The organism is Eggerthella guodeyinii, assembly GCF_009834925.2.
Lineage (GTDB): Bacteria > Actinomycetota > Coriobacteriia > Coriobacteriales > Eggerthellaceae > Eggerthella > Eggerthella guodeyinii.
Genome location: NZ_CP063310.1, coordinates 3,016,644 through 3,039,097 on the forward strand (window position 1 = coordinate 3,016,644; position 22,454 = coordinate 3,039,097).

The 22,454-nt window shown below is 67.8% G+C and carries 20 protein-coding genes; 11 read left to right on the plus strand and 9 right to left on the minus strand.

Annotation, left to right across the window (positions count from 1 at the left end):
• The first annotated feature begins 71 nt into the window (after positions 1 to 71).
• The gene (locus GS424_RS12800) at positions 72 to 1,730 is read left to right on the plus strand and encodes an FAD-dependent oxidoreductase (protein WP_160942843.1); all 1,659 of its coding nucleotides are present in this window, start codon (positions 72 to 74) and stop codon (positions 1,728 to 1,730) included.
• 54 nt (positions 1,731 to 1,784) lie between these two features.
• Here the strand turns inward: GS424_RS12800 and GS424_RS12805 are convergent, their stop codons facing one another.
• The 9 genes from GS424_RS12805 to GS424_RS12845 form a co-directional block, all read right to left on the minus strand.
• Entirely contained in the window at positions 1,785 to 2,549 is a 765-nt protein-coding gene (locus GS424_RS12805) for a TatD family hydrolase (protein ID WP_160942673.1), read from the minus strand.
• Positions 2,546 to 3,322, minus strand: coding sequence for a tRNA threonylcarbamoyladenosine dehydratase (locus tag GS424_RS12810; protein WP_160942672.1), 777 nt, complete (start codon positions 3,320 to 3,322; stop codon positions 2,546 to 2,548). Before GS424_RS12810 ends, GS424_RS12805 begins: the two co-directional genes overlap by 4 nt.
• Positions 3,323 to 3,371: 49 nt before the next feature.
• Positions 3,372 to 3,902 (minus strand): DUF6933 domain-containing protein, encoded by a 531-nt coding sequence (locus tag GS424_RS12815; RefSeq protein WP_160942671.1) that lies wholly within the window; start codon positions 3,900 to 3,902, stop codon positions 3,372 to 3,374.
• A 3-nt stretch (positions 3,903 to 3,905) separates the two neighbouring features.
• Positions 3,906 to 4,826 (minus strand): patatin-like phospholipase family protein, encoded by a 921-nt coding sequence (locus tag GS424_RS12820; protein WP_160942670.1) that lies wholly within the window; start codon positions 4,824 to 4,826, stop codon positions 3,906 to 3,908.
• A gap of 28 nt (positions 4,827 to 4,854) precedes the next feature.
• Positions 4,855 to 5,997 (minus strand): hypothetical protein, encoded by a 1,143-nt coding sequence (locus GS424_RS12825; protein WP_160942669.1) that lies wholly within the window; start codon positions 5,995 to 5,997, stop codon positions 4,855 to 4,857.
• A 365-nt stretch (positions 5,998 to 6,362) separates the two neighbouring features.
• On the minus strand, positions 6,363 to 7,841 hold the full coding sequence (locus GS424_RS12830; RefSeq protein WP_160942668.1) for a DUF92 domain-containing protein: 1,479 nt from the start codon (positions 7,839 to 7,841) through the stop codon (positions 6,363 to 6,365).
• On the minus strand, positions 7,838 to 8,719 hold the full coding sequence (locus GS424_RS12835; RefSeq protein ID WP_160942667.1) for a phytoene/squalene synthase family protein: 882 nt from the start codon (positions 8,717 to 8,719) through the stop codon (positions 7,838 to 7,840). The genes GS424_RS12830 and GS424_RS12835 overlap by 4 nt, the downstream gene beginning before the upstream one ends.
• The gene (locus tag GS424_RS12840) at positions 8,703 to 10,199 is read right to left on the minus strand and encodes a phytoene desaturase family protein (protein WP_160942666.1); all 1,497 of its coding nucleotides are present in this window, start codon (positions 10,197 to 10,199) and stop codon (positions 8,703 to 8,705) included. The genes GS424_RS12835 and GS424_RS12840 overlap by 17 nt, the downstream gene beginning before the upstream one ends.
• Positions 10,200 to 10,316: 117 nt before the next feature.
• Positions 10,317 to 10,751, minus strand: coding sequence for an RrF2 family transcriptional regulator (locus GS424_RS12845; RefSeq protein ID WP_160942665.1), 435 nt, complete (start codon positions 10,749 to 10,751; stop codon positions 10,317 to 10,319).
• A 467-nt stretch (positions 10,752 to 11,218) separates the two neighbouring features.
• Here GS424_RS12845 and sufC point away from each other — a divergent pair, with 467 nt between their 5' ends.
• From sufC to nrfD, 10 genes are all read left to right on the plus strand, one after another.
• A complete protein-coding gene (gene sufC / locus GS424_RS12850; protein ID WP_160942664.1) occupies positions 11,219 to 11,980 on the plus strand; it encodes a Fe-S cluster assembly ATPase SufC in 762 nt (253 codons plus the stop codon).
• A 9-nt stretch (positions 11,981 to 11,989) separates the two neighbouring features.
• Positions 11,990 to 13,405, plus strand: a complete 1,416-nt coding sequence (gene sufB, locus GS424_RS12855; RefSeq protein WP_160942663.1) for a Fe-S cluster assembly protein SufB — start codon at positions 11,990 to 11,992, stop codon at positions 13,403 to 13,405.
• Between the two features lie 371 nt (positions 13,406 to 13,776).
• Positions 13,777 to 14,757: a SufB/SufD family protein gene (locus GS424_RS12860; RefSeq protein WP_244977544.1), complete on the plus strand. Its 981-nt coding sequence runs from the start codon at positions 13,777 to 13,779 to the stop codon at positions 14,755 to 14,757.
• Positions 14,754 to 15,998, plus strand: coding sequence for an aminotransferase class V-fold PLP-dependent enzyme (locus GS424_RS12865; RefSeq protein WP_160942661.1), 1,245 nt, complete (start codon positions 14,754 to 14,756; stop codon positions 15,996 to 15,998). The genes GS424_RS12860 and GS424_RS12865 overlap by 4 nt, the downstream gene beginning before the upstream one ends.
• The gene (gene sufU / locus GS424_RS12870; RefSeq protein WP_160942660.1) at positions 15,991 to 16,428 is read left to right on the plus strand and encodes a Fe-S cluster assembly sulfur transfer protein SufU; all 438 of its coding nucleotides are present in this window, start codon (positions 15,991 to 15,993) and stop codon (positions 16,426 to 16,428) included. Before GS424_RS12865 ends, sufU begins: the two co-directional genes overlap by 8 nt.
• A gap of 476 nt (positions 16,429 to 16,904) precedes the next feature.
• On the plus strand, positions 16,905 to 19,373 hold the full coding sequence (locus GS424_RS12875; protein WP_160942659.1) for a molybdopterin-dependent oxidoreductase: 2,469 nt from the start codon (positions 16,905 to 16,907) through the stop codon (positions 19,371 to 19,373).
• Positions 19,374 to 19,386: 13 nt separating this feature from the next.
• A complete protein-coding gene (locus GS424_RS12880; protein ID WP_160942658.1) occupies positions 19,387 to 20,019 on the plus strand; it encodes a 4Fe-4S dicluster domain-containing protein in 633 nt (210 codons plus the stop codon).
• Positions 20,020 to 20,099: 80 nt separating this feature from the next.
• Positions 20,100 to 20,798 (plus strand): TorD/DmsD family molecular chaperone, encoded by a 699-nt coding sequence (locus GS424_RS12885; protein WP_160942657.1) that lies wholly within the window; start codon positions 20,100 to 20,102, stop codon positions 20,796 to 20,798.
• 118 nt (positions 20,799 to 20,916) lie between these two features.
• Entirely contained in the window at positions 20,917 to 21,510 is a 594-nt protein-coding gene (locus GS424_RS12890; RefSeq protein ID WP_193666522.1) for a ferric reductase-like transmembrane domain-containing protein, read from the plus strand.
• Between the two features lie 20 nt (positions 21,511 to 21,530).
• Complete coding sequence (gene nrfD / locus GS424_RS12895) at positions 21,531 to 22,439, plus strand: NrfD/PsrC family molybdoenzyme membrane anchor subunit (protein WP_160942655.1); 909 nt, start codon at positions 21,531 to 21,533, stop codon at positions 22,437 to 22,439.
• Positions 22,440 to 22,454: the final 15 nt, after the last annotated feature.

Genomic DNA, 22,454 nt, shown 5'->3' on the forward strand with positions numbered 1-22,454 from the left:
CCGGGTCTCATCGCAAACGCTCGCATCGTCGTACGCTGAACCGGCAGAGGCACCGGAATCAAGGAGGAGACATGGAAAAGAACGACGCGCTCTCGCGGCGCAGCTTCATCAAGGCAAGCGGCATGGCCGCATTGGGCGCGGCCGCGCTCGGACTGGCGGGGTGCGGCCCGAAGCCGGCGCAGAACGCCGCCAACGACGCCGCGACGTCCGTGGCCGACATCTCATGGGACGAGGAGTACGACGTCATCGTGGTGGGCGCGGGCGCAGCCGGCCTCGCCACGGCCGCTGCGCTGGCAACCGAAGGAGAAGGGCTGACCACGCTGCTGCTGGAGAAGGGGTCGACGCCCACCGGCAGCGGCAACTCGCCGGTGTGCAGCGGGTCGTTCCACATCACCGACGACCCGGACAACTTCGCCCTCTACGTGAAAGCCCTCGTGGAAGGCTTCACCAGCACGCCCGCGTCGATGTACGAGACGTACGCGCAGGGCGCGGCCGAGAACTGGGGATGGCTCACGGGGCTCGGCATGCTCGAGAGCGACGTCAAGGTGACGCCGCAGGCCGGCAAAGCCGAGTACTTCGAGATCGAGCATTCGGACGCGTTCTCGAAATGCCAGTTCAAAAGCGACAACGCCGACCGTCCGAAGCACATCAGCGTCTTTCTGAGCGAATTCCTCGACCAGCACGAAGACGCCGTGACGCGCCTGACCAACGCGCCGCTCACCGCGCTCGTGCAAGACCCCGAGACGAGGGCGGTGCTCGGCGGCGTGTACGAGAAGGGCGGCAAGAGCGTCTACGCGAAGGCGCGCCGCGGCGTGGTGATGACGTGCGGCGGCTTCGAGAACGACCCCGAGATGCTGCAGGACTACCTGTCGTTCGAGCGCATGCACGCCGCCGGCGCCACCATGAACACGGGCGACGGCCACCGCATCTGCGCGAAGCTCGGTGCCAGCATGTGGCATATGAACAGCTTCGCGGGCGCCTGGTCGAACGGCATCAGCATCGACGGCGAGAAGATGATGGCCTACCGCTCGCTGAAGAAGGCCCAGGGCATCGTCGTGGGCATCAACGGCCGCCGCTTCTACCAGGAATGGGAAGGCACGACGATGTTCGCTCCTGGCGAGGAGGGGCCGCTCGAGCTCCATTACGGCTGCCGCCACGGCCACCAGAACTTCGGCGGCGATTGGCGCTGCTTGCCGCTGCCTCCGAAGCAGTGGTTCGTCTTCGACTCCGAGGGCCTGAAGTACAGCGCGTACCTCGGCTCGAACTCCACGAGCAACACGCTGCAGAACCAGACCGAGAAGTCCGAGAACGATCCGAGCATCGACCCCGTGGCCGACGGCTATGCGTACACCGCTGAGAGCATCGAGGAGCTGGCCGCGCAGATCGAGGTTCCCGTCGACGAGCTGGTGAACACGGTGAACCGGTGGAACGCTTCGTGCGACAACGGCGAGGACGAGCAGTTCCATCGCCCGGCAGACCAGCTGACGCCCGTGCGCACGCCTCCGTTCTACGCCATCGAATGCATCCCCGAGGTGCTCAACACCGACGGCGGCCCGCGCCGCAACGAGAAGGCTCAGATCATCGACGTGGACGGCGAGCCCATCCCCAACCTGTACTCGTCGGGCGAGTTCGGTTCCATCTGGGCTTCGAAGTACCAGGGCAGCGGCAATATCACCGAATGCATGGTCTTCGGCCGCATAGCCGCCCGCGAGCTCATCGCGAAGGAATAGAACCCTCCGAAACGCCCCGCGCCGCACGCCCCTCCCTCCCCGGCGTGCGGCGTATCAGGCGGGGAACAGGAGCGCGCGGCTGGTTTCGGCTATACGGGCAGCCAAGGCGTCGACGGGTGTGCGGCGCAGTTCGGCGAGGGTTTCGAGCAGGGCGGCCAAGCGGGCGGCCTCGGCGGCGGGATCGTAGGGCTCGCCGGCCTCGGACGGGGCGTCGGTTTCCAGCAGCAGGCGCTCGGCGGGGACGGCCTGCGCGTAGGCGCGGCCGCGCTTCGCGGCCAGCATGCGCGGGTTGACGGAGCAGAAGCACCCTGCGCGCAGGGCCCGCTGCAGCTCGTCGGACGTCCCCGAGAACCAGTGGAATATGCAGGCGTTGCCCGCCTGCGCCCCCGCGCGCTCGAGCACGTCGAGCACCTCGCCCGCCGCGCGCACCGCGTGGATCGACAGCACCTTCCCGCCGCCCGCGCACGCCCGCGCCACGCGCTCGAACGCCGCGACCTGGGCATCGCGCGCAGCCGCACGATCGCCCGCGAAGTCGAGGCCGACCTCGCCGATGAAGCGCTCGTCCGCAGCCAGGTGCTCGAACAGCGCCACGTCCCGCTCGTCGCAGCTGCCGTCGGCGATCCACCAGGGATGCAGCCCCAGCCCCACGCGCACGGCATCGCAGGGCGCCAGCAGCTCGGCGGCGCGCGCGTAGCCCCGCGGCGTCACCGTCACCGAGAACGCCCCCATCCCGCGCGCGGCCAGCGCGCGCGCCGCCGCCTGCGCGTCGGGAGCGAAGTCCAGGTGGCAATGCATGTCGAACAGCGCCGGCCCGCTCATGCGCGCCCCTCGCCCTCGCCCGCGTCCGCGCCGTCGCGCTGCCCCACGCCCGCGAGCGTGCACAGCACCTCGCCGGCGATCATCTGGCCCATGATGGGCGGCACGAACGAAGCGGTGCCCAGGTTCGACCGCTCGCGCCGCTCGGCGCCTTCGCGCACGGGCACGGCCACCGGCTGCTCGCACGAGTACAGCACGCGCAGCTGCCGGATGCCGCGCTTGCGCGCCTCCTTGCGCATGATGCGGCACAACGGGCAGTTCACCGTGTCGAACACGTCGGCGAACCGGAAGCAGTCGGGCCGCAGCTTGTTCGCCGCGCCCATGCTGCTGACGAGGCGCACGCCGTGCGCGTCGGCGTACTGCGCGACGGCCAGCTTCGCCGAGATCGTGTCGATGGCGTCCACCACGTAGTCCACGCGGTGGGCGTAGGCGCCCAGGAACCCCGGCACGTTCTCGGCCAGCACGAACTCGTCGAGCGCTTCCACCTGCGCGTCGGGGTTGATGTCGGCGATCATGCCGCGCGCGACGTCCACCTTCTTGCGGCCGATGGTGCTGCGAAACGCGATGGCCTGGCGGTTGATGTTGCTGGCCTGCACCACGTCGTGGTCCACCACGATGAGCCGGCCCACGCCGCCGCGGGCGAGCGCCTCGACGCAGTTCGAGCCCACGCCGCCCACGCCCAGCACCATGACGGTGGACTCCGCGAGGCGCGCGAGCCCGTCGCGCCCCATGATCAGTTCGAGTTTCGAGGTGGCGGTGTCGCCGGTTGCCGTCATGCGCGTCCTTTCTGTCGGCGACCATGGTAGCACGGCCACGCGCGTGCGCCTACGCCGGGGCGCCGATTCCCAGGCGCTCGAGGTCGGCGGCGAAGCGCTCGGCCGGCAGGCCGAGGCCCTCGAAGCCGGCCGCCCGGCACGCCATCCGCTCGTTGGCGAGGCGGCACAGCTCGAGCGGGAACGGCGCGCCCTCGTCGAGCGGAAGGGGCAGCGAGAGCGGCAGCAGCTTGTCCACGAGCACGTTGAGGAACGCGACGGGCCTCCGACCGTGCGTGCGCGTCACGTCCGCCGCGCCGCCGAAGAACAGGTACGCGTCGATCGCGCCCTCGTCGAACCCGCTGGCCGCAAGCGAGGCGCGCAGCGCCGCGAGCGCAACGCGCTCCCAATCGCGCCACTCCCCCGGCTGCATGCACGCGAACGCCGCGAACCGGTTGCTCGCGTTCGCCAACAACAGCATGTCGCAGCCGCCGAGCGCCACGCGATGCGCCTCCCAGCAGAACAGCAGGTCGTCCACTTCGCCGTACGGCGGACGCGGCAGGCGCAGGTGGCGCTGCAGGGGTATGGTGATGCCGAGCTCCACGCGCTACCCCGTCGCCTGCGCGGGACGCAGCCACGACTCCCACGCATCGGCCTCTCGCTGCGCCTGCGCGTACCCGCGCTCGTAGGCCGCCTGCAGCTTCGCGTAGCTCGTCTCCTTGTTCGACACGGGCATCTCCTCGGGATAGAACACGCACGCCGCGCCCTCGCGCTCGAGCCGCTCCACCTCGTCGCACAGCGCGTTGTAGGGGCGCCAGCGCTCGATGGTGCACGTGGCCACCGCCGGATACGTCCGAAACGCGGTGCGGAACAGGGCCCGCACGGGCGCGGCGAGGGGCTTCTTGCGGTAGCCGCGCACCTGCGAGCGGATGACGAAGAACCGCTCGAAGCCGTCGCGTCGCGCCGCGTCGAGCAGGATGCCCCAGCTCTCGCCCATGCCGCCGTCGAGGTACGTGCGCCCGTCGATCGTCGTGGGCGGCATGAACAGCGGCATCGTGGAGCTCGCGCGCACGCGCAGCATCATGGCGCGCATCGTGGGCATGTCGGCTTTCGTCCACGCGGCCGTGGCGCCCGTCTCCGCGTCGAAGCCCTCGATGTGCACGTCGGCGGGATTGCGCCGGAACGTCTCCCAATCGAACGCCATCGTGTCGCCCGAGCCCGCGTGCTCCTCGGCGATGCCCTCGTACAGGTACGGGGCGTTGAAGTAGCCGGTGCCGCGCGCGAAGCTGCCGAGGCCGCCGAAGCGCGGGTCCTTCACGAGGTCGACGAACGACGCCTTCGTGCGCGCGATGTCGCGCGACACGTAGTTCACCGTGTGGCTGGAACCGGCGGAGATGCCGTAGACGCGGCCGAAGTTCAGCTGCCGCTCGAGCAGCGTGACCACCGCGCCCGCCGTGTAGCTGGCGCGCATGCCGCCGCCCTCGATGATGAGCGCGACGTCGGGAATGTTGACGGCGAGGGATTTCATACCGGCCAGTATACCCCTTGCCGCGCCGTTACGCCGCCGCGGCCCCTGCGGTCGCGGCCGTGGCCGGCTGGGCGGAGCCGAGGGTGCCGGACGCGCCGGAGCCCGTCGTCGATCCGGCCGTGCTTCCGGAGCCCGTCGAGCCGCTCGCGCTGCCCGAGCCGGAGCCGGAACCGCCGCTGGAGCCGTCGCTTCCCGTGTTGGGCGTCGCGCCGCCCGAGCCCGCATCGCCGCTGCCCGAGCCGCTGCCGCTGCCCGACGAGCCGTCGGAGCCCGTGGAGCCGCCCGAACCCGACGACCCCGTGTCCGAACCGGAGCCCGAGCCCGACGACGAACCGGACCCCGACGACCCCGACCCCGAGCTCGACCCGGAATCGGTTCCCGAGCCGGAGCCCGAGCCCGACGAGCCCTGATCGCCCGACGAGTCCTTGTTCTGGTCCTTCGAGGAGTCCTTGGACGCGTCGTCCTTCGTCCCGGACGAGGAGGAGCCCGACGAAGCGTCGGTGCCGGACGAAGCGGCCGGCGCATCGTCGACCGGCTGGCTGCGCGACGGCAGGATGGGGTCGGTCTTCGCGCCCACGCCCTGGCCGGCCGACACGAAGTCGATGACGAACGCCGACACCGCCACGGCCAGCAGCGCCGACACGATGGACACGATCACCACGCCGCGCTTGAACTTCTTCTTGCGCTGGCGCTCGGCGCGCGCCCGCCGCACGGCCGCGTCGCCGCTGAGCGAGGCGTCGTCGGCGCGCGGCGTGCGGGTGCGCGACGGGGCCGTCGGCAGCGCCGTCGTCTCGGCGGCGTCGAGCCGCGCGGTCGCCGCGGCGTGCGATGCCGCGTCCGCGCGGTCGCCCGCGCCCGTTCCGCCTTCCGCATCCGCGCCTTCGCCCGCATCGTCCTTCGAGCCCTTCGCCCCCATCGCCGCCGTCTCGCCGGGATGCAGGTCGCGCAGCTTGTCGGCCGAGCGCTGCAGGAACTTCTTGTACAGCTGCGATGCCACGGCCGACACCACGGAGCCCACGCCCACGCCGATGACCGAGCCGTAGATGCCGATCTGGGAAGCCAGCAGCATGGAGGTGACCGCGGCTAACGCACCGGCAGCCACCTGCGCCAACGACAGATCGTCGAAAAGGCCGCCCTTCTTGGTCCCCTCGTCGCTTGCCCGCTGCGCCATCGCACGTCCTCCTCGCGTCGTTCTCGCCGGCGCCCATCGCCGGTCTCTCCCTTCGAACATACCCGAGGAATATGAAGCCCGTACGTTCTCCACCCAAACGTTACCGTCAAGCCACAGAACCCTCGCAACGCCCCCCTCGCGCCCCGCCGCGCCAAGTTTCTGGACGCAAAACGGCACCCATGACAATTCCGAAGGGAGAAATCGTGCGGTGAACGAGCAGAGGGGTTTCGCCACCTGGGCTTTTGTGCGTCACCGAAGCGATGCGGCAGTCGAACGCGTCCCAAAATTGTCATGGGTGCCGTTTTGCGCCCAGATCGCCGGGGCCCCCATCGACGAACGGCCGCCCGCCGTCCGGACGCCGCTCCCTACACCACCACGAGCAGCCCGAGCAGCACGACGGCGATGCCGCTCATGAGGTTCACGGCGTCGTTGGTCACCCAGGCGTAGCCGGACACGAGCGCGGCCTGCGCGCCGCACGGCGGCGTCTCCACGAGGTCGTCCTCGCCGTCGCCTGGGCACCGGTACTTCGCCTGCATGAGCACGCCCAGCAGGCTGTCCACGAGCGAGCCCACGATGCCGCACGCGACGATGAAGAAGAACGCGTCGGGCCCGGTGGGCAGCGCGTAGCCGAACGCGTGGAACAGCAGCATGGCCAGAAACGCCGAGGTCGCCGACCCGACGACGGTGGCCGCGAGCCCCAGCGGGCTCACGCCGCCCGACAGCCCGCGCTGCATCGGCTCGCGCGTGAGGATGTTCACGGGCGGCCTGCGGCTGTACACGCCCACCTCGGACGCCCACGTGTCGGCGGTGCTGGCCGCCAGCGCGCCCGACGCGAGGATGAGCAGCCACGGGTCGCCCAACGCCGTGTAGGCCAGCGCGCACGCGAGGAACGGCACGCTGTTCGCCAGCACCTGCCGCAGCTTGCGCGGGCCGCCGTGCTTGCGCGACGCGGGAGCGCCGCCGTCGCGCTTCGCCGCGCGGCGCGCCATGAGCTTCGAGGCGATGTTCGAGCTGCCGAAGAACCACATGAGCAGCAGCCACAGCGGCCAGCCGCCGATGGCGAACGCGAGCGTGCCCACCGCCACGGCGCCGAGGCCGCCCGGCACGGTGAGCAGCCGCAGCCGAAACGACGCGAGCGCCACCGCGCCGGACAGCAGCATTCCCACGAGCGCGGGCGTGTACGCCGCCGCGGGCAGGAACGCGACCGCGTACAGCGCCGACACGCCCAGCGGCACGAACAGGTTGTCGAGCCCGTCCACGGAGAACAACTCCAGCAGCGTGGCCGCCGCCGCCAACACGAGCGCGATGCCCGTGGCCATCGGCACGCCGGACGTCACCAGCACGGCGGCGCACGACGCGAAGCTCGCGAGGAACATCGTCGCGCTTCCCACGAAGGTCTTGCCCGGCGCGCCGGGCACACTCCGCTTCCCGAACCGCTTGCCGAACACAGCGGCGAACCCGTCGCCGAACGCCATGCAGAAGATGCCGAGCGCGCCCACGTACGGCGCGCCGATGCCGAACGAGAACAGCGCGAGCGCCGTCAGAGACACGGCGTAGTACACCGTGCCCGGCGTGTCCTCGCCGCCGTCGCGCCCCATGAACGTCAGCTTCTGCCGACGGTACGCGTACGCGTTCACGAGGACGAACGTGGCAGGCAGCACCGCCGCCCACACGGCCGAGGTGAAGAACCCCGCTGCGATGAGCCACCAGCCGCCCAGCGCGATGTGCACGAGCTTGCGGGTGGCCTCCGACGTGGCGCCGCGGCGCGCGGCCAGGCTGGACGCGCCCAGCACCGCCAGCACGTACGCGAGCGAGACGCCCAGGCCAATCAGGTTCTCCATCATCGCCCTCCCTCCTCGAGGGCGCGCACGGCGTCGCCCACCAGCTGCGCCGCGGCGTCCTTCGGCACGGCGGCGCGGCGCTCGAAGCACTGGTAGCCGCTCGCGCGCACCTCGTCCAGGATGCCGCGGTACAGGTACAGCGACGACAGCGTGGGCAGCCGGCTGTCGCCGTCGAGCGCGAACACGTCGCGCTCCATGGGCCGGTACAGCTCCTCCGAGCGGCGCGCCACCGCTTCCCACGCGTCCCGGAACGATCCGTCCACCACGTGCGCGCGCAGGCGCTCCGGCCCGTACGACGCCGCTTCCAGCACGCGGGCGGGCAGGTAGACGCGCCCGTTGGTCAGGTCCTCGCCCACGTCGCGCAGGATGTTGGTCAGCTGCATGGCCACGCCGAGCGCCACCGCGCTGTCGCGCAGGCGATCGTCCACCGCAGAGCCGGCGTGCAGGATCGGCAGCAGCATGAGCCCCACCGAGCCCGCCACGTAGTAGCCGTACTCCTCCAGGTCGCCCATCGTCTCGGGCTGGCGGAACGCCAGGTCGCGGCGCTGCCCCTCCAGCATGTCGAAGAAGGGCGCCGCCTCCAGGTCGAACAGGGAGCACACGGCGTCGAGCGCGCGCCACAGCGGCGCGTCGGGCACGCGCCCCGCGAAGAAGCCCACGAGGTCGTCGTTCACCTGCTCGAGCTTCGCCGCGCTGGCGTCGACGTCGACGCAATCGTCGGCCAAGCGGCAGAACGCGTACAGCGCGTACACGCTCTGGCGCTTCGGTTCGGGCAGCAGCGAGAACGCCCGGTAGAAGCTGTTGGAGTTCCGTTCGATCACGCTCTCGCACCAGGCGAAATCGTCGGCGCGGTCGGCGAACGCGCTAGGAGACGCGGTCATCGCGCATCAACTCCTCCACCGCCAGCTTCGCGCTCATCAGCACGATGGGCACGCCCGCGCCCGGATGGACGCTGCTGCCGCAGAAGTACAGGCGGTTGCAGTCGGCGGCCTTGTTGTGCGGCCGCCAGTAGTTGCTCTGAGCGAGCGTCGGCCGCAGGCCGAACGTCGCGCCGTCGTAGGCGTTGAAGCGCTCGGCGAAGTCGAGCGGCGTGTAGGCGCGCTCGAACACGATGTGGTCGCGCACGTCCTCGTACACCGTCTCGCGCTCCATGAGGTCGAGCACCTGGTCGCGATAGCGCGCCACCTCCGCGTCCGTCCAGCGCGGCGACGCGGGCGACAGCGGCGGCACCGGCACGAGCACGTACAGCGTCGAGCAGCCTTCGGGCGCGAGCGAATGGTCGAGCGACGAGGGCGCGTAGCAGTAGAACGACGGGTCGTCGGGGAAGCGCGCGTCGTCGAAGATGTCGTCGATGTTGCGTTCGAAATCGGAGGCGAACCTGATGGAGTGCACGGCGTCGGAAGGATAGCGCTTGTCCAGGCCGAGGTACAGGATGAAGCACGAGCAGGAGTACTCCATCTCCTCGATCTTCTGCGGCGTGTACTTGCCGCGCGCGTCGGCCTCGTCCACGAGCTGCGTGATGGCGTACGGGAAGTCGGCGTCGCACACGAGGTAGTCGGCGTAGTGCGTGGCGCCGCCCGCCTCCACGCCGCACGCGCACCCGTTTTCCACCACGATGCGCTCCACCGGCGTGGACATGCGCAGGTCGCCGCCCTGTTCGAGGAACAGCCGCCCCAGCGCCTGCGCCATCGTGTACATGCCGCCCTTCATGAACCACACGCCGTACACGAGCTCGATCATGGGGATGATCATGTACAGCGATGGCCCCTCGAACGGCGAGATGCCGATGTAGAGCGTCTGGAACGCGAGCGCCTTGCGCAGCCGGTCGTCGCGCACGTGGCGCGCCACCGATGAGTACGCGTCGCCGAGCGTGTGGAGGCGCACGCCAGCCACGAGGCTCTTCGGGTTGTAGAAGTCGGAGGGCTTGCGAAACGAGCGCTGCAGGAAGTTGTCCTTCGCGATGAGGTAGCGCTTGTACAGCAGCGCCAGGTACTCGAAGTAGCCCTGCGCGTCCTTCTCGCCGATGGCCTCGACGGTTGCGGTGATGGACGCGAGGTCGTTCGACAGGCGCATGCGGTCGCCGGGGCCGAAGGAGATGTCCATGAGCGGCTCGACCTTCTCCATGGGGATGTAGTCGTCCGCGTCGCGACCGCACGCCTCGAACACCTCGCGGTACAGCTCGGGCATCATGACGATGGTCGGCCCCACGTCGAAGGTGAACCCGTCCTCGCGGATCTGGTTCATCTTGCCGCCCACGAGCGGCTCCTTCTCGAAGAGCGTCACCTCGTATCCGGCGTGCTGCAACCGCACAGCCGCCGCCAAGCCGGCCACGCCGGCGCCGATCACGATAACCCGTTTCATGCAACTCCTTCGGTGGAACCTCGATACGCTGTCCGGTCATTGTATGGCGCGCGCATCGCTTCCCCGGAGCGGAAAAGTCATCGTGATCTAACTCGTTAGGGCCTCGTCACACCCGCGTTAGATAGCGGGCACGGGCAGCGGGCCGGGCTCGCCGGCCAGGTCGGCGAGCGTGACGCCGTCCACGTAGCGCTCGATGACGCCGTCGAGGCCGGCCCAGAAGCGCACGGTGGTGCACTCCCCCGCGCGCGGACAGGCCATGCCCTCCTCCAGGTCGAGGCACGCAACGGGAGCCGTGGTCCCCTCGACGGCGCGCAGCACGTCGCCGGCCTTGATGGCGGCGGCCTCCTGGGCCAACGCGTAGCCGCCGCCCTTGCCGCGCACGCTGCGCAGCAGGCCCGCCTGCACGAGCGGGCGAGCGAGCTGCTCGAGGTACTTGAGCGAGATGTCCTCGCGCTCCGACACCTCGCGCAGGGCGACCTTGCCCTCCGCGCCGGCGCGCGCCACGCACACCATGAGCCGCAGCGCATAGCGCCCTTTCGTCGATACGAGCATCCGTCGTCCTTTCCGTTTTCGTTTCCGTTTCGCGTGCCGCGTGCATGAGCGCGCCCGCGCGACAGCCCCGCGTTCCTCCCTGCGGATGTTTCACGTGAAACATCCGTTCGTGCTGCGCCCAGCGGGCGGTCAACCTTCTCGCAACCGGCCATCCACGAGCGGCGGGCGCGCGGAAGGGGCAGCCGCCGAAGCGGTAGGGTTGCCCTGTTTCTTTGGCGCGACGAAAGCCGTGGGGCCAGCGCGTCCCGCATCGCGCCGATCGCGAATCGGCGCGGAACGCGCGCATCGGCTCGCAAACGCATTCCCGCGCCATAGAGACGAGAACCGCAAGCCACGCCTCGCACCACGGGTCCAGCCAACCGGTTTCCGTAAATTCTAGCAAACAAGTAGGATTAAGTCTTGACAATTTCTCGCTTGCCCTTATCTTAATCCTAGAAAAACTATATGATTAACGAAAGGCACAGCACATGACGACCACGACGCGCGATACGCTCCTCTCCGTCCGCGGGCTTTCCGCCTCGGCCGACGAAACCCCCATCTTGCACGGCATCGACCTCGACGTGGGCGCGGGCGAGACCCACGTCATCATGGGCCCGAACGGCGCGGGCAAGTCCACGCTCGGCCACGTCGTCATGGGCGACAACGCCTACACGGTGGACGGCGGCACGGTCGAGTTCGACGGCCAGGACATCACCGACCTCTCCCCCGACAAGCGCTCGCGCGCGGGGCTGTTCCTCAGCTTCCAGGCGCCCGTCGAGATCCCCGGCGTGCCGCTGTCCAGCTTCCTGCGCGCCACGATGGCCGGACGCGACGGCGAGCTCAAGGGCAAGCAGTTCAAGAAGCACGTGCGCGCGCTGGCCGACGAGCTGGACATGGACCCGTCGTATCTCGACCGCGAGCTGGGCGTGGGCTTCTCGGGCGGCGAGAAGAAGAAGCTCGAGATGCTGCAATTGCTGTTGCTGCGCCCCAAGCTGGCCATCCTCGACGAGACGGACTCGGGCCTCGACGTGGACGCGCTCGGCGTGGTGTCGCGCGGCATCGACGCGTACCGCCGCACCACCGGCGGCGCGCTCGTGGTGATCACCCACAACACGCGCATCCTCGAGCACCTCGACGTCGACCGCGTGCACGTCATGGTGCGCGGCCGCATGACTGCCGAGGGCGACGCGTCGCTCATCGACGCCATCGACGAGCAGGGCTTCGAGCAATTCGAGCAGATCGAGCGCTAGGAGGCCCGCATGCCAGCAGAAAACCGCACCTACGTCGAAGACGTCGACCGCACGCTGTACGACATCAGCGACGCGACCGACGCCTCTCGCTACCTCGATGCGGGCCTCACGCCCGACATCGTCCGCGAGATCTCGGCCAAGAAGGACGAGCCGTCCTGGATGCTCGACTTCCGCCTGAAGGCGCTCGACACCTACCAGCGCATGGAGGCGCCCGACTGGGGCCCCGGCCTCGAGGGCCTCGACATGGACCACATCGTGACGTACGTGCAGCCGAACGCCGAACAGGCGAGCGATTGGGACAGCCTCCCCGACGACGTGAAGAACACGTTCGACCGCCTGGGCATCCCCGAGGCCGAGCGCGCCTACCTGGCCGGCGTCGGCGCGCAGTACGACTCCGAGCTGGTGTACCACAACATGCAGAAAACGGCCGCCGACATGGGCATCGTCTACTCGGGCATCGAGGAGGCGCTGCGCGAGCCGAAGTGGGAGGCGCTCATCCGCGAGAAGTTCATGACGCTCATCCCGCCCACCGACCACAAGTTCGCCGCGCTGCACGGCGCGGTGTGGAGCGGCGGCTCGTTCGTCTACGTGCCGAAGGGCGTGCAGCTGGACTTCCCCCTGCAAAGCTACTTCCGCCTGAACGCGAAGGGCGCGGGGCAGTTCGAACACACGCTGATCATCGTGGAGGACGACGCCAGCCTGCACTTCATCGAGGGCTGCTCGGCCCCGAAGTACAACGTGGCGAACCTGCACGCCGGCGCGGTGGAGCTGTTCGTGGGCAAGCGCGCCTCCCTGCGCTACTCCACGATCGAGAACTGGTCGAAGAACATGTACAACCTCAACACGAAGCGCGCCGTGGTGGAGGAAGGCGGCGCCGTCGAGTGGATCAGCGGGTCGTTCGGCAGCCACGTGGGCTACCTCTACCCCATGTCCATCCTCGCCGGGCGCAAGGCGACCAGCAGCTTCACCGGCATCACGTTCGCCGGCGCAGGTCAGAACCTCGACACCGGCTGCAAGGTGGTGCTGGCCGCGCCCGACACGTCGGCCACCGTGGAGACGAAGTCCATCTCGAAGGGCGGCGGCGTCTCGACGTTCCGCTCGTCCATCGTGGCCACCGAGAACGCTCGAGGCGCCGCAGCCAGCGTGTCGTGCCAGTCGCTCATGCTGGACGACCTCAGCCGCTCGGACACCATCCCGGCCATGGACATCCGCTGCAAGCACGTGGACATCGGCCACGAGGCCACCATCGGACGCATCGGCGACGACAAGGTGTTCTACCTGATGAGCCGCGGCGTGTCGGAAGAGGAGGCGCGCACGATGATCGTGAACGGCTTCGCCGACCCCGTGTCGAAGGAGCTGCCGCTCGAGTACGCCGTGGAAATGAACAACCTGATCAAGCTTGAAATGGAAGGGGCCATCGGATAATGGGAACCCTCACGATAGAACACGCGAACGCGATGCCCGCCCCCACGTGGCACCGCCTGCACATGAACGATGCGGACATCGAGCTGCCCAGCGGACTTGCGGCCGCCCAACAGGTTGAGGTGTCATGCGAGGAAGGGCTGCGAGGGGAAGCTGATGCGTTCGATCGCGCGCTCCGCTCCATGGCCGACCCCCTTCCCGTGGCCGCGCAGGGGCTTCGGGATCAACCTGTCGCATGCGCGGCCGACCAGGGGCTCTCCCCCGTTGAACCCGCGAGCGTCCCGACATCGGCTGCGCACCAGGTTGACGACCAAGGAACCCTCCCTGCAGCCATAGAGGATGGGACGACAGCCATGGAGGATGGGACGACAGCCATGGAGGACGGGGCTCTCTCCCTCTATCAGCAGCAGGCGCTTGAGAACCTTTACCTCGCCCCTTCCGACGTGTTCACCACGGGCATGGGGGACGAGGCGCGGGAGTACCTCGAGTTCGTGGCGGGCGAGCCTATCGTGTTCGCCACGCGCCCCGGCGAGCGCACGTGCGCCACGGTGCGCGTCGAAGGCGTGGACGGCGCGGCCAACGCGGCCGCCATCGACGTCGTGGCCGCTCCGGGCTCGTCGCTGTCGCTGGCCATCGCGCTCGACTCGCCCGCCCCGGGCACCGGCGTCGTGGGCACGCGGCTGCGCGTGTTCGCCGGTGCCGACGCGCACGTGGACGTCAGCTGCACGCAGACGCTCGACGACTCGTGGATCGTCCTCGACGACGCGGGCATCGTGGCCGACGAGCGCGCCCGCGTGCAGGTGCGCCACATCGTGCTGGGCGCGGGCCGCTCCTACACGGGGCTCGACGCCGACCTGCGCGGCGACGACGCGCGCCTCGACATCGACACGCGCTACCTGGGGCATGGCGCCCAGCAGCGCGACTTCAACTACGTCGCCCACCAGCGCGGGCGCCGCACCGTCTGCAACCTCGACGCGAACGGCGTGCTGGCGGGCCGATCGAGCAAGACGCTGCGCGGCACCATCGAGCTCGTGCACGGCTGCAAGGGCTCCGTCGGCTCCGAGCAGGAGACGGTGCTTTTGGCCGACGAGCGCGTGGTGAACCGCACCGTGCCGGTCATCCTCTGCGACGAGGACGACGTGGCCGGCAACCACGGCGCCACCATCGGCCACGTGCGCCCCGAGCAGCTGCTCTACCTGGCCAGCCGCGGCATCTCCCCCGACGACGCCGAGCGCCTGTTCATCACCGCCACGTATCAAGGAGCGGCCATCGACGCGCCCGACGAGCGCACCCGCGCCGCCGTCGCCCGCCTCGCCGCAACCCGCGGCGTACGCATAGAGGAGGCTGTCGCATGAGCGCCCGCGCAACCGACCCCGCCAACATCGCCGCGAACCCCTACCAGCAGGACTTCCCCCTGCTGGCGGCCAACCCCGACCTCGCCTTCCTCGACAGCGCGGCCACGGCCCAGCGCCCCGCCGTCGCCCTCGACGCGCAGCGCGCCTTCTACGAGACCATGAACGCGAACGCGCTGCGCGGCCTCTACCGCCTGTCGGTGGAGGCCACCGAAGCCATCGAGGAGGCCCGCGCCCACGTCGCGCGGTTCATCGGGGCCGCCGACGCGCGCGAGATCGTGTTCTGCCGCAACGCGAGCGAGGCGCTCAACCTCGTGGCGCTCGCTTTCGCGCCCACCGTGCTCGAGCCGGGCGACGAGGTGTGCATCACCATCATGGAGCACCACTCGAACCTCATCCCCTGGCAGCAGGCGTGCCGCGCCGCGGGCGCGCGCCTCGTGTACCTCTTCCCCGACGAGGACGGCGTGATCTCGGAGGCGGAGCTCGACGCGAAGATCGGCCCGCGCACGAAGATCGTCGCCGCCGCCCAGGTGTCGAACGTCCTCGGCATCGAGAACCCTGTTCCGGCCATGGCCCGGCGCGTGCACGCGCACGGGGGCTTCATGGTGGTGGACGGCGCGCAATCGGTGCCGCATATGCCCGTGAACGTGCAGGAGCTCGGCTGCGATTTCTTCGCGTTCTCGGCGCACAAGGCGCTCGGGCCCTTCGGCGTGGGCGTGCTGTGGGGCAGGCTCGACCTGCTGGAGGCCATGCCGCCTTTCCTCACGGGCGGCGAGATGATCTCGTCGGTCACGCAGGACGGGGCCGTATGGGCCCCGGTGCCCGAGAAGTTCGAGGCCGGCACGCAGGACGCCGCCGGCATCGTGGGCGCCGCCGCCGCGCTCGGCTACCTCGAGGGCATCGGCTGGGACGCGCTGCAGGCGCGCGAGCAGGCGCTCGTGCGCGCCGCCATGGAGCGCATGGCGGCGCTTCCGTACATCGAGATCATCGGCCACCCCGACCCGGCGCAGCACCACGGTGCCATCAGCTTCAACGTGCGCGGCATCCATCCGCACGACGTGGCAAGCATCCTCGACGAGCACAACGTGGCCATCCGCGCGGGGCACCACTGCGCCCAGCCGCTGCTCGCTTGGCTGGGCGTGGAGTCGTGCTGCCGGGCGTCGCTCGCGTTCTACAACGACGAGGGCGACATCGACGCGCTCGTCGCCGGTTTGGATACCGTCTGGAGGACGTTCAATGGCTAGCATCTACACCGCGGCGCTCATGGAGCACAACGCGCACCCCGACTACAAGTACCAAATGGACGAGCCCACGTGCACGCACGACGGCGTGAACCCCAGCTGCGGCGACGAGCTGACGCTGGCGCTGCGCCTGAGGGGCGACGTGATCGAGGAGGCCGCCTTCACCGGTCACGGCTGCGCCGTGAGCCAGGCGGCCGCCGACATGATGGCCGACCTCGTCACCGGCGAGACGGTCGACGAAGCGCGCCGCCTGAGCGGCCTCTACCTCGACATGATCAAGGGCCGCCCGCTCACCGACGAGGAGCGCGCCGACCTCGACGAGGCTGCCGAGCTCGAGTCCATCGCCCGCATGCCCGCCCGCGTCAAGTGCGCCGAACTCGCCTGGCGCACCCTGGAGAAGCTGCTCGAAAAGGAGACCTCCCGATCCGAATAGCCTCCCATTATTGTACGAGAATTGCTTTCAGGAAGACTATCGCTTTCAATTGCAACGAGCAGAGCTCGACGAAGCTTGGAGTGCCAATCTGACACTTTAAGCTTCGTCGAGGGTTACGGAGGTAGGCGCACGGCATCTTGCAACGCCTCGACGCGCCCTCCCCTGCACCGCCCGATGTCGCCCGAAGGGGCCGACCCCGGCACAGCGCATGATCCTGAAAATAGGATAACCCCTTCCTCCGCCATACCTATTAATCATAGTATTCGTATGATAATATAGACAATATGAAGGAGGATACTGGGGGAATCCGGACGCGGCCATCGCCTTGCATTCACCTTTCGACATGTCGTTCTGCACAGCACGTAGGGAATGGGGATCCCCTTACTCGAACGATCATGGGGAGGAGCAGCCACTGAATGATCTTTCTCGTTTTCACGCAGGAAACATCAACTCTGTGGAACAAGGGGGTATGAGACATGAGTCTGAATACCAGCACTGAAACCGCGTCCCAAGCGAGCTTTGGCCGACGGACGTTTCTCAAAGGGTCGGCGGCGGCTTTAGGGCTCGTCGCCCTGTCAGGAGCCGGATGCGCTCCGAAACCGGAGCTCGAGGAGGCTGTACAACCCGTAGAGCCTCCTGACGAGCGAATCTTTCAGGGGATCTGCCGAGGGAACTGCGGAGGCGGATGCTGCATGAACGTGCACGTCCGCGAGGGCAAAGTCGTGAAAACCTCGGTGAAGCCTCAGGAGAATCCCCTCGATACGCGCATCTGCCAGCGCGGGCTGACCCAAGCGCAAAGGATATACGCTCCCGAGCGTATCGAGTACCCCATGCGACGCGTGGAGGGCACCGCGCGCGGCGAGGAAGCATGGGAACGTCTCACCTGGGACGAAGCCATCGAATACATCTGCACGAAATGGAAGGGCTACCTCGCGGAGTACGGGCCCGCCAGCATCGGTCAAACCTTCGGGGCGGGCACGTACGCCTACAACTACTTCGTGTACTCGCGCCTGTTCAACCTGCTCGGCGGCACGACCTATCAGCAGGGCTACGATATGGGAGCGCTTGAGCAGGGCTGGCGCATGTACGGCATGGCCACCTACCTCATCGGCAATCATCCGCGCGACGTCCTCGATTCGAAATATATATTCACCTGGGGGGCCAACACCACCATCTCGCAGATGGCCCGCTGGCCCTACCTCCTCGAAGCGTTCAAGAACGGCGCCAAGCACATCGTCATCGATCCCAACTACACCGACGCGGCGGCGAAAGCGGACCTATGGGTGCCCATCAAACAGGGAACCGATGGCGCCTTGGCCATGTCGATGGTCAAAGTCGTCATCGACGAAGGCCTCCAAGACGACGAGGCCCTGATGAAGTACACCGTCGCGCCCTATCTGGTCAAGAGAGACACCAACAAGTTCCTCCGCATGAGCGATTTCGGGACGGAGCCCCAAGAAGGCCCCCTCAACCCCATGACAGGCCAACCGACCGTCATCGACCCCATCGTCGTCGTAGACGAAACCGGAAAGCAGGGCACGCTCGAGGAAATCGCCTCGCCGGCCATTCGCGGCAGCTTCACGCTTGACGGACACGAAGTTACCACCGCATTCGACATGCTCGTCGAGCGCATAGCCGAATGGACCCCGGAAAAGGCCGCGGAAACATGCGACGTTCCGGCCGACACCATCCGCGAGCTTGCGCGGATGTACGCCGAGGGGCCGACCAACCTCAACGTCGGGTTCGGAAACGACCATTGGGGCAACGGCGCCAGCATCACGCATTGCCAGATGACGCTGCCGCTCGTCACCGGCCAATTCGGAAAGCCGGGTGCCGGCGTGGGCGGCGCCCAAGGCGGATCGAGCTCGGGCTGGGCGGCCGCCAACATGGCCGGCCTCCTCTATCCCGAAGGCGCAATCGGGGGGCTTTCGACGACGCTGCTCTACCTTCCCCAGATCATGGAGACGGGGACGTACGGCGACATGCCGTTCCCGGTCAAGAGCCTGTTCTGCTACTGCTCGAACCCCCTGGCGTGTCACACCGACCGCAACGCCCTCATCAAGGCACTCGACAAGGTGGAGCTGTTCGTGTTCGTCGACACGATCATGAACGACACCGCTCGATACGCCGACATCATCCTACCGGCACCGCACTGGTTCGAATACGAGACGATCTCGACCACACCGGGCATGACGTGCGATTTCAACGAAAGGGCAATCGAGCCGCAGTTCGAATGCAAGGACGACGTCGAAATCGCGCGACTGCTGGGCATAGGCATGGGCCTGAAGGGGATGGACCTGACCACCGACGATTACCACAACATCCTCCTCGACAGCGACGGTGCCCGGGCATTGGGCCTAGATCTCGACACGGTGAAGGACAAGAAGCGCATCCAGGTCCTTCCCGAAACGTATCTGTACGGACGCGACGAGAACCCCTTCGTCACCTCGTCGGGCCGCGCCGAGTTCTTCCTCGAAGACGTGAAGCCCCGCTACGACTACGGTCAGCAGCTCGACACGGTTCTGCTGTCGCTCCCCTTCTACGAAGAACCCATCGAGGCCTATGAGAGCAACCCGTTGCGGGAAACCTATCCGCTGACGATCCTCACGCACCGCGACAAGTTCAAAGTCCACTCGACGTTCGCCCTGAGCCCCATCCTCACGGAGCTGCAGCCCGAACCGACGGTCGAGATAAACCCGGACGACGCCCAGGAACGCAACATCGTCGAAGGGGATTATGCGCGCGTATTCAACGATCGGGGAAGCGTCGTCATGAAAGCCCATCTCGATCCCAGCATGCGGCCCGGGCTCGTCTGGACCGAGCACACCTGGCTCCAAGAGCAGTACAAAGAGGGCCATTACTCCGAATTGACCTCGATAGCTACGCGCGATTATTACCCCACGAACCATCCATTCGATACGTTGTGCCAAATCGAGAAGGCATAGGGAGGGAGGCATCATGACGCGATACGCAATGGCGATCGACCTTTCAAGCTGCATCGCATGCCACGCATGCAGCGTCGCCTGCAAGGTCAACAACAACCTCGCTCAAACCGTTTGGTGGAACAGGGTCGATACCGACGGCGGCGATTACATGGACACCGCACGGGGCACCTACCCCACCGACCTGCACCGTATGCACTACCCCGTCAACTGCCAGCATTGCAGTAAGCCGGCGTGCGTGGCCACGTGCCCCACGGGAGCGTCCTACCAGCGCGACGACGGCATCGTCGCCATCAAGCAGGACGATTGCATCGGGTGCGGCACCTGCATAACCTCGTGTCCCTACGACGTGCGCACGCTCATCGAGGACGAGCCGGAATACGTCGTGGACTTCCCGCTCGGGGATTACGACGCGCCGCAGCACAAGGCGGGCACAGCCGAGAAGTGCACGTTCTGCACGAACCGCCTCGACCGCGGCGAAGTGCCGGCCTGCATGGAGCTGTGTCCGGGCCGCGCGCGGCATTGGGGCGATATGGACGACCCGAACAGCGACGTCGCCACGTTTCTCAAGGATAAGGACTACGAGCGGCTGCTCGTAGAAGCCGGCACCGAGCCGAACGTCTACTACGTGACGGCCAAGAAAAGCTAGCACGATTTCCCTCCCTCCCGCCGCAGCCGAAGCGCGCCACGTTCGGCTGCGGCGCCCAAGGGGGCGTCCGAGGAGGCGTCATGAAAACGACCGACCAACCGATCTCCAGCGACCTCGTGCGGGAGACGGCGCTTGCCGACGGCTACGCGCTCGTCGCGTTGCTCCTGCAATTTCCCGATGCAAGCTGGTTCCCCCGTCTGAGCGACGAATCGCTCGAACGCGATGTCGAAGCAATCGCTCGCGAGCTCTCGCTCGATCGAGCGGCAACGAGCCGGGCGCGCGCCGAGCTCGCCGAGCTCGCTGCCAGCCTGACCGCAGGATCGTCATCGCTCGCCGACGCCCGCCGCGAGTACACGCGGCTGTTCAACCACCCCGACCACCCGGCGATCCCCTTGTTCGAAGGCGTTTTCCTCGACGAGGAGCGTGTGCGGGCGGGCAAGCCGAAAACCGGCGCGCGACTGTTCGTCAACCCCGCAGCCCTCGATGCCGAGCGATGCTATCGCCAAGCGGGGTTCAAGCGCAGCAGCGACGCCAACGTACCGGCCGACTGCATCTCCACCGAACTCGAGTTCGCAGCCCGCCTGCACGGCGAGCGCGCATGCGCCTTGCGCGACGGGGACGGGAAAGCGGAAGCGGCGGCTTCCGAGCGCCTCGCGGAATTCGAGCGCATCCACGCGACCAAATGGTTCGCCTGCTTCTTCGCGCGCTGCACAGAGGAAAGCGCCCACCCGCTGTACCGCGCCGTCGGACGCTTCGGAACCGCGCTCATCGCCCCCTAACGACAGGAGGTCGTCCATGGAACCCCTCATCGCACTCGCGGCAAGCGTCCTGTTCGCCTTGGCGTGCAGAAACGCCATCAAAGCCCGCCCGATCGTCTTCTACGCAGCCGCGGCCATCGTGGCGACCCTGTTCGCCTCGCATGCCTTCGGCAGTTTCGCGCCGATGCTCGACCGTGCCTTGCAGCCCTACGTGCAACGGTGCCTGCTCGCCTTCGGGATGTTCGCCGTAGTCATGTTCATCGGCGTCCTTCCGGACGATTCCAAGCCGCGACGCTACCTGACGCCCATCCGCGGGGAGCTGTCCATCATCGCCGCGATACTCGCCTGCGGCCACGTGGTCGGCTACGGAGCGTCCTACCTCCGCTACGTTCCCGGTAACCTGGGCGGCATGCCCGCCACCATGATCGCGTCGTTCGCAGTCTCGGCGATGCTCGTCGTCCTCCTGGCGCCGCTCACGCTCACGTCGTTCAAAAGCCTGCGGAAACGCATGGACGCGCAGCGATGGAAGCGCGTGCAGATGCTCGCCTATCCGTTCTTCTTCCTCATCTATCTCCATCTTCTGCTCATTCTCGCCCCTTCGGCTTCGCGAGCCGGACAGAAGGCGTTCGGCAGCATTGTCGTTTATACTGGCATCATCGGCTGTTACGCGATCCTGCGAGCGGCAAAGGCGATCTCGTCGCAACGACGGCTGGCTCGCAGCGATGCAGGTTGAGAGGAGGCGAAGCGGCGCCGGTGCTGGCGAACGACCTCATAACGTGGTACCTCTTCTTCGGGGGACTCGGGACGGGCCTCTACCTGGTTGCGTACGCTTGCGAACGCATCGCGTCTCATCGCCATGGCGCTTGGACGCCGTTCACCCACGCAGTCTGGCTACCCTCGCTCGTCCTTACGGCAGCTGCTCTGACATTCGGCGCGCTCTGCCTGCTCAAGGATCTCGGCCGATCCTCCGATGCGTACCTTCTGTTCCTGAAGCCCACGCTGACGCCCATATCCATCGGCGCATTCTCGCTGATCGCCCTGGCCGTCCTCATCGTGGTATGCATCGCCATGGAGCTGCGCGGGAAGGGGTCTGACACGACGGCCTTCCGCGTCGTCAAGGCGCTTTCGGCCGCGACCGCCTTGATCGTGGCGCTGTACACCGGCATCCTCCTGGCAGGCATCGCCGCCGTGCCGCTCTGGTCGTCGCCCCTGCTGCCTGCGCTCTTCCTGCTTTCGGCCCTGTCGACCGGAATCGCGGCCGTCCTGATCGTCGCGTCGTTCGCCAGCAGCAAGATCGGCTCTGCGCGAACGCAGCTCGCCGAACCGGATAGGGCCCTCATCGCCGCGGACTGCGCGGTCATCGTCGGAGAGATCGTCCTCTGCGGCATCATGGCACTTGCGCTGCGAGATAACGCAGCGGCGCTCGTCTCGATGGAATCGCTCGCCATCGGGAGCTACGCCGGGCAATTCTGGCTGGGTTTCGCAGCGTGCGGCCTTATAATTCCCCTGAGCATCGAAGTCATCATGCTCGCGCGATCCATCGCCCCGCGCGTGATCGTGTGCTGCACCGGCGCATCGGTGATCATCGGCGGGTTTTTCCTCCGCTACTGCCTTATGCAGGCGGGAACGCATCTTTCCCTATTCATGTTCGCCGGGCTGTAGCGCCACGGGAAACGG